Consider the following 12,995-nt stretch of genomic DNA (forward strand, 5'->3'; position numbering starts at 1 on the left):
ATGTCACAGCCCGTCGTCCATATCACAAAACTAAATTTAAAGTATCAGCACAAACCTGTGTTAAAGGATTTGAACTGGACTATAAATCGTAGTGAGAATTGGTTATTGTGCGGCGCAAGCGGAAGTGGCAAAACAACATTAGCTAAAGCTATGGCCGGTATAGGCCATAGCTACAGCAATATTGAAATCAACTTTAATCAACAAAGCAGCTTACCTGCTATAGTTTATTATGTAGCCAATTGGTTTCAATTTAAAGACTTAGAAGGTCAATCTAATTTCTACTATCAGCAGCGTTACAATAAACAATCAACAGAAACCACAGCCACGGTAAAAGCTGAATTGGAAAGCTTTGGCAAAAAACATTCTCTTTCATTTAATGAAGCAGATAAAGTTTTAAATGCCTTAGGATTTTCAAAATTAAAAACGGCTACACTTATACAGTTATCCAGCGGAGAACATAAAAAACTACAGTTGGTTAAAGCGTTATGGTTAAAGCCTCAATTGTTAATCCTCGATTTGCCTTACAACGGTCTCGATGTACTTTCCCGTAAAAACTTAAACACCCTACTTCAGGAAATTTCTGATGAAGGAACACAATTGATCTTAATTAGCAACGAAACCGAGCTGCCTGGCTGCATCAACCGCATTGCCAAAATTGAACAAGGCAAACTTGTCGAAATTTCGGCTGATGAGCGTACATGGAATGATACGGAAACACACCATAAACCTGTTCCATCATTTCTGAATGAAACAGTTGTCAACACATCGTCCGAAGAAATCATCAGAATGATCAATGTAAATATCAGTTATGGCGAAAAACAGGTGTTAAAAAATATCAACTGGGAAGTTAAAGCCGGAGAAAAATGGGTATTGCATGGTCATAATGGTTCCGGAAAATCAACCCTGTTAAGTTTAATCTGTGGAGATCATCCTCAGGCTTACGCCAATGATTTCCATTTGTTTGGAAACAAAAGAGGTAGCGGAGAAAGTATCTGGGAAATTAAAGAACGAATTGGATTAATATCACCAGAATTACACTGGTATTTTGATCCTTCAGCAACTGTTTGGCAAAGTATTGTTTCTGGCTTTTACGATAGCTCAGGCCTATTCTGCGATCCGGGATATTCAAAAAAAGCACAAACTGACGAATTGATCCATTATTTCGGCTTAGACGATTATAAAAATACCTTGATGAACGAACTTCCTCTTGGTAAACAAAGGCTGGCACTATTAGCCCGTACCATTGTAAAGAATCCGGAGTTGTTGATATTGGATGAACCATGTCAGGGATTAGATCAGCAGCAAACGCTGCATTTTAACAAATTGGTTGATGAATTATGTAAAAATGGCACAACATTAATTTACGTTGGTCATTTTGAATCGCAGATACCTGGCTGTATCGAAAAAAGAATTTTATTAGAAAACGGTGAGGTTAATTCCGTAGAAATATTGCACAAAAAACCTATACTAACTAAAAACTAAAAGTATGTTACACGATCCAAATAGAGTTTATGTGTTTGACACCACGTTGCGTGATGGTGAACAAGTCCCGGGTTGCCAGTTAACAACCCCAGAGAAAATAGAAATCGCCAAAGAATTGGAAACCCTCGGTGTGGACATTATTGAAGCAGGGTTCCCCATTTCAAGCCCGGGTGATTTCCAAAGTGTAGTAGAGCTCTCTAAAGCCGTATCTGAGCCTATCATCTGTGCGCTTACACGTGCAAATAAAGGCGATATAGATTCTGCAGTAGCTGCATTAAAATTTGCAAAACGTCCACGGATCCATACAGGTATTGGCTCGTCCGATATGCACATCAAACATAAATTCAACAGCACAAGAGAAGATATTCTGGCACGTGCAGTTGAAGCTGTTAAATATGCCAAGCAATTTGTAGAAGATATTGAATTCTATGCAGAAGATGCAGGTCGTGCCGATGAACGTTTTCTTGCCCAAATGGTAGAAGCCGTTATTGCTGCCGGTGCTACTGTAGTAAACATACCAGATACAAATGGTTATTGCTTACCTGATCAATACGGACGCAAAATCAAGTTCCTTAAAGAGAACGTAAAAAATATTGACAATGCCATCATATCTGTACATTGCCATAATGATTTAGGTTTAGCTACAGCAAATTCAATTGCAGGATTACAAAACGGTGCCCGTCAAATTGAAGGCACAATTAATGGCATTGGTGAGCGCGCAGGTAATACCTCTATTGAAGAGGTAGTAATGATTTTAAAAACACACCAAACATTAGGCTTGCATACCAATATCAATACTAAAAACTTTTATGAGCTAAGCCGTATGGTTAGTTCGCAAATGCGTATGCCGGTACAGCCAAACAAAGCAATTGTTGGTAGCAATGCTTTTGCACATAGCTCAGGTATCCACCAGGATGGTTTCTTAAAAAACCGCGAAAACTACGAAATTATTCGCCCTGAAGATGTTGGTTTCCCAGATGCAAGTATTGTACTTACCGCACGCAGTGGCCGCCATGCTTTAAAATTCCATTTAGAGCGTTTAGGTTTTACTTTAAATAAAGAAGAATTAGGAGAAGCCTATCTGCGTTTCCTTACAGTGGCAGATAGTAAATTAGATATCAATGATGATGATCTTTTGTTATTAATGGGTAAGCAGCAATTAGCTTAACCTCAATTTCATAAGAAGATTCATAATAAAAAAAGAAAAAAATGAGCAAAACATTATTTGATAAGGTGTGGGACACTCACGTGGTACGTAAAATTGAAGGTGGCCCAGATGTGCTATTTATTGATCGCCACCTTATCCACGAAGTAACAAGTCCTGTGGCCTTTTTAGGTTTAAAAAGCAGAGGAATAAAAGTTTTATATCCTGAGCGTACATTTGCTACGGCAGATCATAACACGCCTACAATTAACCAGCATTTACCGGTTGCAGATCCTCTTTCTGCAAACCAGTTAAAAGCATTAGAGTCTAACTCTAATGAATATGGCATCAGCCACTGGGGCTTAGGCCACCAAAAAAATGGTATTGTACACGTTGTTGGTCCGGAGTATGGCATTACACAACCAGGTGCTACTATAGTTTGCGGCGATTCGCATACCTCTACTCACGGTGCTTTTGGTGCTATTGCATTTGGTATTGGTACTTCCGAAGTAGAAATGGTACTTTCTACTCAGTGCATTATGCAGCCAAAACCAAAAAAGATGCGCATCAATGTTAATGGAAAATTAGGTGTTGGTGTTACCCCTAAAGACGTTGCATTGTTTATCATCTCTCAGCTTTCAACTTCTGGTGCAACCGGATACTTTGTGGAGTATGCAGGCGATGTTTTCGAAAACATGACCATGGAAGGCCGTATGACTGTTTGTAACCTAAGTATTGAAATGGGTGCCCGTGGCGGTATGATCGCTCCAGACGAGACCACTATCAATTACGTAAAAGGTCGCGAATTTAGCCCTAAAGGTGAAGCATGGGACAAAGCATTAGCCTATTACAAAACGCTAAAAACTGATCCGGATGCAGTTTTCGATAAAGAATTAACTTTCGATGGCGCTTCAATTGAACCAATGATCACCTACGGAACAAATCCGGGAATGGGAATGGGAATTTCTCACGAAATCCCTGATGCCGCCCATGCAGAAGGTGGCGCAGCAACCTATACTAAATCATTAGGTTACATGGGCTTCTCTGAAGGAGATTCTATGATTGGTAAAAAAATAGATTTCGTTTTTGTGGGTAGCTGTACCAACGGCCGTATCGAAGATTTCAGAGCATTTACTTCTATTGTTAAAGGCAGACATAAAGCTGATAACGTTACCGTTTGGTTGGTTCCGGGTTCTCATATTGTTGAAGCTCAGATCAAAGAAGAAGGTTTACTGGATATTTTAACAGAAGCTGGCTTCGAATTACGCCAACCAGGATGCTCTGCATGTTTAGCAATGAACGATGACAAAATACCTGCAGGAAAATATGCTGTAAGTACCTCGAACAGAAACTTTGAAGGAAGACAAGGTCCTGGTTCAAGAACTATGCTAGCCAGTCCGCTTGTTGCTGCTGCTGCTGCTGTTACCGGCGTAGTTACAGACCCTAGAACATTCATTGAGAGCGTTAACGAACTTGTCTAAAAACACACTTAAAAAATTAAAATGGCCTACGATAAATTTGACATACTAAAAAGCACTGCAGTTCCACTTCCAATTGAAAACGTGGATACAGATCAGTTAATTCCTGCCCGCTTTTTAAAAGCTACAGAACGCGTTGGGTTTGGCGACAACCTTTTCCGCGACTGGAGATACAACCCAGATAATACACCAAAAAAAGACTTTGTATTAAACAACCCTGTTTACAGCGGAAAAATACTTGTGGGTGGTAAAAACTTTGGCTCAGGTTCTTCAAGAGAGCATGCTGCCTGGGCAGTTTACGATTACGGATTCAGATGTGTGGTATCCAGCTTTTTTGCTGATATCTTCAGAAACAACTGCCTTAACATTGGCGTACTGCCGGTACAGGTAAGTGCAGAGTTTTCTGAAAAGATCTTTGCTGCAATTTTTGCAGATCCTAATACAGAACTGGAAGTAAACTTACCAGAACAAACCATTACACTTCTAGCAACAGGCGAAAAAGAAAAATTCGAAATCAGCGCGTATAAAAAAGACAACATGCTCAACGGTTTTGATGACATCGATTACCTGCAAAGCATAAAACCAGAAATACAGGAGTTTGCATTGCAACTCCCTCTTTAAATATATAATAGAAAGTGTTCCATTTTAAAATGGAACACTTTAAAAGCAAGATCCCAGTTCATGGAAAGAAGGAAAATAGAGATAATGGATACTACGCTCCGCGATGGAGAACAAACATCGGGCGTGTCTTTTTCCATTTCAGAAAAGTTAACCATAGCCCAGTTATTATTGGAAGAACTCCATGTTGACAGGGCTGAAATTGCTTCTGCTCGTGTATCTGATGGAGAGTTTCAGGCAGTAAAAGCGGTTTTAAACTGGGCAGAAGCAAACGGATATGCAGATCGTATAGAAGTACTGTCTTTCGTAGATAACGGTGTTTCTATTGAATGGATGTTAAAAGCAGGTGTTAAAGTTCAGAACCTGCTAACCAAAGGTTCCTTAAATCACTTAACGCATCAGCTTAAAAAAACACCTGAACAACATTTTGCAGAAATAAAGCATGTTATTGACCTGGCAATTGCCAACAATATTGCAACCAATGTTTATTTAGAAGATTGGAGTAACGGTATGCGTAACTCACCTGAATACGTACTTCAGTATTTAGATTTTCTAACTACCCAACCCATAAAAAGGATATTATTACCGGATACACTCGGAATTTTAACTCCGGGCGAAACCTTCAAATATATTACTGAACTTAAATCAAAATATCCGGATACTCATTTCGATTTCCATGCTCATAACGATTATGACCTTGGTACCGCAAATGTTTTAGAGTCTGTAAAAGCAGGGATAAATGGCTTGCATTTAACAGTAAACGGAATGGGGGAAAGAGCAGGAAATGCCGCGATGGCCAGTGCTATTGCAGTAATTAATGACTTTGCACCCGAAGTTGAAGTAAAGCTTAAAGAATCTTCAATTTATAAAGTCAGCAAGCTTGTCGAAACATTTTCGGGAGTCAGAATCCCTTCAAACAAACCAATTGTAGGTGATAATGTGTTTACCCAAACAGCCGGTATTCATGCTGATGGAGACAACAAAAACAACCTTTACTTTAACGATCTACTACCTGAACGTTTCGGCAGAAAACGCAGTTATGCACTAGGAAAAACTTCCGGCAAAGCCAATATTGAAAAAAACCTGCAGGAATTAGGCCTAAAACTAAACGATGCCGACCTGAAGAAAGTTACCCAAAGGGTTATTGAATTAGGCGACAAAAAAGAAACCGTAACCAAAGAAGATCTTCCTTACATTATTTCAGACGTATTAGACAGCAGCCTTTATGAAGAAAAGGTTAGTGTAGAATCTTACGTATTAACCAACGCAATGGGTTTACGCCCATCGGCCACCATCTCTGTAGTAATTGAAGGAGAAAAGTTCGAAGAAAATGCACAAGGCGATGGCCAGTTCGATGCCTTTATGAATGCATTAATTAAGGTTTATGGCAAAAAGGAAAGAAGTTTACCAAAACTGATTGACTATGCCGTAAGGATCGCTCCGGGTAGTAACTCGGATGCTTTATGCGAAACAATCATTACCTGGGAAACCGCCCAAAAAGTATTCATAACAAGAGGTCTGGATTCAGACCAGACTGTGTGTGCTATAAAGGCTACCCAAAAAATGTTGAACATTATTTAAGTATTTGCTATAAAGCGGTCTTTTTTTAAAGTGATCGCTTTTTTAAAGTGTTCGTCATCCTGAAATAAATTCAGGATGACGAACCAACTATATAACATTTACATTTGCAGTTAAAAACAAAAATTAAACTATATGAAACTTAATATCGCTCTTTTAGCGGGAGACGGAATTGGACCTGAGGTAATTGATCAGGCAGTTAAAGTATCAAATGCCGTAGCACAAAAATTTAATCACGAAATTGTATGGACCTCTGCCCTAACCGGTGCAGCTGCAATTGATGCCGTTGGCGAACCTTACCCTGATGAAACACACGATATCTGTATGGCAGCCGATGCCGTTTTATTTGGGGCTATTGGTCATCCACGTTTCGATAATGATCCTAAAGCTACCGTTCGTCCGGAACAAGGACTGCTAAAAATGCGTAAAAAACTGGGTTTATTTGCAAACGTACGCCCAACATTTACTTTCCCATCTTTAATTGACAATTCTCCGTTAAAAAGAGAGCGTATAGAAGGTACAGACCTTATTATCCTTCGTGAATTAACAGGGGGTATCTATTTTGGCGAAAGAGGTAGAAAAGATGATGGCAATACTGCTTTCGATACTTGTACTTATACCAGAGAAGAAGTTCAGCGCCTGGCTAAATTAGGCTTTGAAATGGCAATGGCACGTGGCAAAAAACTTTGCTGTGTTGATAAAGCCAACGTATTGGAAACATCACGTTTGTGGAGAGAAACCGTACAGGATATGGAAAAAGATTTCCCTGAGGTTACAGTAAGCTATGAATTTGTTGATGCAGTTGCTATGCGTTTAGTACAATGGCCAAGTTCATACGATGTTTTAATAACAGAGAACTTATTTGGTGATATTTTAACCGACGAAGCTTCTGTAATTTCTGGTTCAATGGGCTTAATGCCATCTTCATCAATTGGAGTTCACACTTCTTTATTTGAGCCAATTCATGGTTCTTACCCTCAGGCTGCAGGTAAAGATATTGCTAATCCATTGGCAACTGTATTATCAGCTGCAATGATGTTTGAAGATGCATTCGGATTAAAAGAAGAAGCAGAAGTGATCAGATCAGTAGTAAACAAATCTCTTGCAGAAGGAATTGTTACAGAAGATCTTGCAGGTAAAAACAAAGCATACAAAACAAGCGAAGTTGGTGATTGGTTGGCTAAAAACATATAATAGCTAACGAATTTTTATTATCAATTCGTTAAAACTCTCGTCATCCTGAATTTATTTCAGAATCCCGTACATCGCATTCTAAAACGGGCTCCTGAAATAAATTCAGGATGACGACGTTTACAGAATAACCGCTTAAAAAAAGCAAGATCAAATTTCAAGAATGCCTCTTATATATTTCACAACATGACAGACAATCCTGTTAAATTAGACTCAAAGGCTGCATCACAGCGATTAGCGGATGTTGTAAAACATACGCCACTTATATACAATTCCAAATTATCTGAAAAATACGAAGCTGAAATATACCTGAAACGTGAAGACCTCCAAATTGTAAGATCGTACAAACTGCGTGGTGCTTACAATATGATCAGCCAGTTAACCCCAGAAGAATTGAGCAGAGGAGTTGTTTGTGCAAGTGCAGGTAATCACGCGCAGGGAGTCGCCTTTTCTTGTGATAAACTAGGCACAAAAGGCGTAATTTTTATGCCTGAAATTACTCCAAGACAAAAGGTAAAACAAACAGAAATGTTTGGCAATGGCAGCGTAGAACTTGTTTTAGTTGGCGACACCTTTGACGACTGCCTTATGGAAGCCCTGGCATATACCAAGGAGCACAATATGACTTTTATACCCCCTTTTGATAATTATAGCATTATTGAAGGCCAGGGTACCGTGGGTGTAGAAATACTGGAAGATTTGCCGGGTGTTGAAGTAGTTGTGATGCCAATTGGTGGTGGTGGACTTGCCGCCGGTGTTGGAAGCTATTTAAAAAATGAAAATCCTGCTATACAGCTAATAGGCGTTGAGCCAGAGGGTGCCCCTTCTATGTTAAAAGCATTTGAACATGGTGGCCCGATAACCTTACCTGAAATAAACCGTTTTGTTGATGGTGCTTCAGTAAAACGCGTAGGAAATTTAACGTACGACCTTTGCACCAAAGTGCTGGAAAGTATGCTGCTGGTTGCCGAAGGAAAAATTTGTACCACCATATTAAAACTTTACAACGAAGATGCAATTGTAGTAGAACCTGCCGGGGCATTATCTGTTGCAGTTCTTGATGCTTGTAAGGATAAAATAAAAGGAAAAACCGTAGTTTGCGTAATAAGCGGTGGTAATAACGACATCGAGCGCATGCAGGAAATTAAAGAGAAATCTTTACTTTATGAAGGGCTTAAACATTACTTTATTGTTCGTTTTCCGCAAAGACCAGGAGCACTTAAGCTTTTTGTAAATAATGTACTTGGCCCCCATGATGACATTACCCGTTTCGAATTCATTAAAAAGACCAATAAAGAAAATGGCCCTGCTTTAGTTGGTATTGAATTAACTGACCGCACAGATTATAATGCTTTAGTGCAAAGAATGAAAGAATTTAAGTTTGAAATTATAGAACTTAACAACGACAAAACACTGTTCGAATATTTGGTTTAACTTTATAGTAAATAACAATATTCTGCATAACATTTTAATTACAGAATAAGCAAATACAATGCTCCGATTTTTGTGGCAATAAATTTGCTTAACTAATTTTAAAACACACAAATCACATGAAAAAGCTATTATTTTTAATCCTATGTACCACCACGCTAGGCCTGGTGTCGTGCAAAAAAGACACTATCATCAATGAAACGCCTAACAGGACTTTCATTTATACAATTCAACCAAACTCCTGGACTTTGAGTGCAGATGGCTTTACTTATACCACTATATTGGATATTAATGAAATAGATGGCGTAACTATGGATGATGAAGGTGTTTTAATTTACCTGACAGATCCCGGTAATAGCAATGTGCAAAGACAAATACCTTTCGTGTATAATCGTGACGCGTACAGTTTTGAATTTAAGCAGGGAGAAATTAGGATCAATATTCAAAGTCCTGATGAACAAGACAGAACGCCTATCGCTCCTACAAAGGCTCTTACAGCAAAAGTCATCATCATTCCTTCGAACTTCCAACCATAAACTACTGGAATAGTTTCAGAATAAAGATTAAAAATCAATGATATTCTTAAGCCAGCACTGATCAAGCGCTGGCTTTTTTGTATCAAAAAAATTACGCTGAACAAGTGTCAAGGTGCCAACGAGGTTTCAACTTTATTTTCTATATTAGAATTAACTACCAAATAATAAACCACTTCTAGAACTTTAGAAGATATTTACCGGCTTAAATCATCCCATTATGCCTAAATATTACTTTAAAAGACTTGAGTATCTCAACGCGCTCATACATAAAAAAATCTTGATCCTGCTGAAGGATCATCTGAGAATTTCCCCAACATCCATGACCAGCCTGAGCTCCGGAGAAATCTGGAAGAGGTCCCGACATATGGCTTAACATTTCAGGCACACAGCCCCACTGTTTCATTTCATTAAACATTCTCATCCCCCTTCATTAAAATGAACAAGAATATTAACGCTCCCCTTCGATCAAAAACACTTTCTATGCTAAAAGGTTTTATTTACACCAATAAAACCATCTTAACGATTATTTTTCTAATTTTTATTAGCATACTAGTTTATTTCCCAGTGATCTGGCATAAATTCCAAATGCATTGGGATGACCAGTGGGTAGTCATTAATGCTTATACAGAAGATGGCTTAACATCTGACAACCTACTGGCGATACTGACTGAGTTTTACAATGGACAATATGCACCTGCCAACCAATTGTCTTATACTTTACTTTACTCTGCATTTGGATACAATCCCTTCTGGTTTCACCTCTTTGGGCTTGTGATACACATCAGCAATGTGATCTTGGTTTATTTTTTTATCAAAAGGCTATTAAATCTTACTAAAAGCTTCAAAATAACATCTGTACAACGAATTGCATTACTCACCGCTACGATTATGGCGCTGCATCCCTTTCTAGTAGAATCAGTAGCCTGGCTATCTGCATCTAAAATTCTTATCTATAGCTTCTTTTACCTAAGCGCTATTCATTTTTATTTAAATTACATTACTGCTCCAAGAATAAAACATTACTTATTGATGGTGGTGTTTTTCATTTTGTCTTTTGCAGGTAAGGAACAGGCCGTGACACTCCCGGTCTGCCTATTGTTAATTGACTATGCGTTAAAAAGAAATTTTAGAGACAAACGCTTATGGCTCGAGAAATTACCCCTATTTGTATTGGCTTTCTTCTTTGGATACATTACATTGCTTTCCCAAAGCGCAGATAAAGCAGGATTGCTGTCAGAAGCTCCGCACTACCCCTTTTATCAGAACATTATATTTGCCAGCTATTCGGTTACCGAATACCTTGTCAAGTGTCTCATTCCTGTTAAATTAAGTTATCTGTATGTTTTCCCGAATGCTATCGGTCGGGAGGTGCCCGTTCGGTTTTGGATGTATCCGGTTATGTTACTAATCATCTGTTTATCGTTTTGGAGCTTCTGGAAAAAACATTGGGTCTTTTTTGGAATCAGCTTTTTTATTATTCATCTAGGAGTTTGCCTACACATCATTCCCATTTCCAGATTCGCCATTGTCGCCGACAGGTATGTATACATTGCCGCTGTGGGGATTTTTTTTCTGATGGCCTACTTTATTGATAGAGCATTAAACCATGCTAAATACAAAAACCTAACCATAGTCCTCAGCTTCTTATATCTACTTTCGATAGGGACTTATGCCCACCAACGTAGCAAGGTTTGGCACGATAGCGAGCTATTGAAGCGAGAGCTGAAAGAACTGTTAAAAAAACGAAATGAATTCCAAAAGCACAAGGTCATCAAATGAAACTAACTTTTATTAACATAGATTTCTTCATCCTTATTCCTCCTTTAATCAGGGTTGAATTGTTTTTGCTGCAACACTGGTGACCCCTCAGGGGGTCATATCAAATACAATCGAAACCGAAAAATAACCTAATTAGTAATTCATTAAAATTAAAAATCATGAAAAAAACACTTAAAATAGTAGGAGTTTTAGCCATCGTGCTCACCCTGGTTTGTAACCTCCAATATGCAATATTTGATTATGATGTAGCGAATAACCCAGGTGCAGCGAATGCTGCATGGACGGATGCCAATGGCACCATGTATTGTGGAACCACAGGCAATACCTCTTACAGAACCGGCACCTGGGTCTGGCAAAATGATGATTATTACAAAGTTGTAGAGGGTTGGTACGGCTATGACTATGGCTATTATGAATTCTTCCCAAGCAATTCAGGAACCCAATGTGGTGTAGGGTATAACCCATACAGACCTCATAATAACTACCATGATGTAACCAACATTATACCTAGTATTCCATATTAACTTTTATAATCCGCCACGATCAACGGGTGGCGGATTATTCCATTTCCATTCAAATCACGACATGTCAATGAAGCATTTTTTACTTTTTCTGCTATTCATTCTATTTATTTCATGTTCCCAAGAAAAAAAGAAAGAAGAATTCAATTTTCCGATCACCAAAATAAAGATTAACCCAGTGGATGACCAAAAGGCCTACATTGAAGACATTGCTGACAGTATCTATTATGTAAGCCTGAAAGCTGAAAAAGATTTCTCAATTAAACACATTTCTAACTTCTTTGTCACCGATAGTTTAATCATTATTGCGGACCGATCCCAAAGTACGGTATTTCTTTTTGACAAGGAAGGCAAGCCTAAAATCAAAATAAATCATTTAGGTGATCAGCCCGGTGATTACGCCAATTTAACCAATATAATTTATGATGAATATCAGCATCGCATAGAATTATTGGACCTCAGCCTTAACAAAATTTTCAGGTATGACCTTAACGGAAAGTCTGCTGGCATTCTGGATATCGTTGGATCACGTTACTTCGGTTTAACATTTGCAAAAACCAAAGATATGTATGTGAGCGAAATCCTAAACAACAATAAGAATTTAAGAAGACTTAGACTTTATAAAGAAAGAGATGGAATGCTCACTTACCATTCTCAGGAGCTTTTCTTCCCACCACTGATAAAAGAACTTGACCTGGGTTTCTCCCATCAGTTTGATAATTATAAAGATACTGTCTATTACTATCCTTTACTCGACAACAAGATTTATACAGTAAACATTGATGAGGTTAAACCTGTATTTCAAATTGAAGTACCTTCTAAAAATCAGATTGGATTCGAAATTAATTCGGCAAAACCCGCAAAAGATCATTTTGATTACTGGAAGAAAATGGAATCCGCTGAAGTGATGTACGACAATAACTCCTTATTTGTTACCGACAACTGGGTTTCTTTTAGGTATAACTTTAAATCAAAAGCAGATCCTAGAAATGCTTTTTTTTCCAAGAAGACAGGCAAAACACTTCAATTTACGGAACTGTGCAGTAAAAAAGATCCGATGCTACACTCCCGCAATAAGATTTCAGGAAAACTTGGCGATTATTTTGTGACCATAGTACCTTTTAAAAATGAAGCAATTCCGCAAAGCAAACCAGCTACAGATAATCACATTGTCTTTAAGCTAATGTATTTTAGATTAAAAGAAAATCAACAATTGAGGAATTATGAATCCGAGTAA

Annotated in this window: 11 protein-coding genes; all 11 read left to right on the forward strand. The window is 38.3% G+C overall.

Going from position 1 to position 12,995, the window contains the following annotated elements; translation table 11 throughout:
* Complete coding sequence (locus CPT03_RS13925; RefSeq protein WP_099439414.1) at positions 1 to 1,482, forward strand: ATP-binding cassette domain-containing protein; 1,482 nt, start codon at positions 1 to 3, stop codon at positions 1,480 to 1,482.
* Positions 1,483 to 1,486: 4 nt separating this feature from the next.
* Positions 1,487 to 2,650, forward strand: coding sequence for a 2-isopropylmalate synthase (locus CPT03_RS13930; RefSeq protein ID WP_099439415.1), 1,164 nt, complete (start codon positions 1,487 to 1,489; stop codon positions 2,648 to 2,650).
* Between the two features lie 41 nt (positions 2,651 to 2,691).
* Positions 2,692 to 4,107 carry a 3-isopropylmalate dehydratase large subunit gene (gene leuC, locus CPT03_RS13935; RefSeq protein WP_099439416.1) on the forward strand — a complete coding sequence of 472 codons (1,416 nt, stop codon included), beginning with the start codon at positions 2,692 to 2,694 and terminating at the stop codon, positions 4,105 to 4,107.
* 21 nt (positions 4,108 to 4,128) lie between these two features.
* Positions 4,129 to 4,725, forward strand: coding sequence for a 3-isopropylmalate dehydratase small subunit (leuD, locus tag CPT03_RS13940; protein ID WP_099439417.1), 597 nt, complete (start codon positions 4,129 to 4,131; stop codon positions 4,723 to 4,725).
* Between the two features lie 60 nt (positions 4,726 to 4,785).
* A complete protein-coding gene (locus tag CPT03_RS13945) occupies positions 4,786 to 6,303 on the forward strand; it encodes an alpha-isopropylmalate synthase regulatory domain-containing protein (protein ID WP_099439418.1) in 1,518 nt (505 codons plus the stop codon).
* Between the two features lie 132 nt (positions 6,304 to 6,435).
* The gene (gene leuB / locus CPT03_RS13950; RefSeq protein WP_099439419.1) at positions 6,436 to 7,494 is read left to right on the forward strand and encodes a 3-isopropylmalate dehydrogenase; all 1,059 of its coding nucleotides are present in this window, start codon (positions 6,436 to 6,438) and stop codon (positions 7,492 to 7,494) included.
* 183 nt (positions 7,495 to 7,677) lie between these two features.
* Positions 7,678 to 8,925 carry a threonine ammonia-lyase IlvA gene (gene ilvA / locus CPT03_RS13955; RefSeq protein ID WP_099439420.1) on the forward strand — a complete coding sequence of 416 codons (1,248 nt, stop codon included), beginning with the start codon at positions 7,678 to 7,680 and terminating at the stop codon, positions 8,923 to 8,925.
* Between the two features lie 116 nt (positions 8,926 to 9,041).
* On the forward strand, positions 9,042 to 9,458 hold the full coding sequence (locus CPT03_RS13960; RefSeq protein WP_099439421.1) for a hypothetical protein: 417 nt from the start codon (positions 9,042 to 9,044) through the stop codon (positions 9,456 to 9,458).
* Between the two features lie 435 nt (positions 9,459 to 9,893).
* Positions 9,894 to 11,237: a glycosyltransferase family 39 protein gene (locus tag CPT03_RS13970; RefSeq protein WP_099439423.1), complete on the forward strand. Its 1,344-nt coding sequence runs from the start codon at positions 9,894 to 9,896 to the stop codon at positions 11,235 to 11,237.
* A 158-nt stretch (positions 11,238 to 11,395) separates the two neighbouring features.
* Positions 11,396 to 11,761, forward strand: coding sequence for a hypothetical protein (locus CPT03_RS13975; protein ID WP_099439424.1), 366 nt, complete (start codon positions 11,396 to 11,398; stop codon positions 11,759 to 11,761).
* Positions 11,762 to 11,828: 67 nt separating this feature from the next.
* Positions 11,829 to 12,995 (forward strand): 6-bladed beta-propeller, encoded by a 1,167-nt coding sequence (locus CPT03_RS13980; protein WP_157766453.1) that lies wholly within the window; start codon positions 11,829 to 11,831, stop codon positions 12,993 to 12,995.

This window comes from Pedobacter ginsengisoli (assembly GCF_002736205.1).
Taxonomy (GTDB): Bacteria; Bacteroidota; Bacteroidia; order Sphingobacteriales; family Sphingobacteriaceae; genus Pedobacter; species Pedobacter ginsengisoli_A.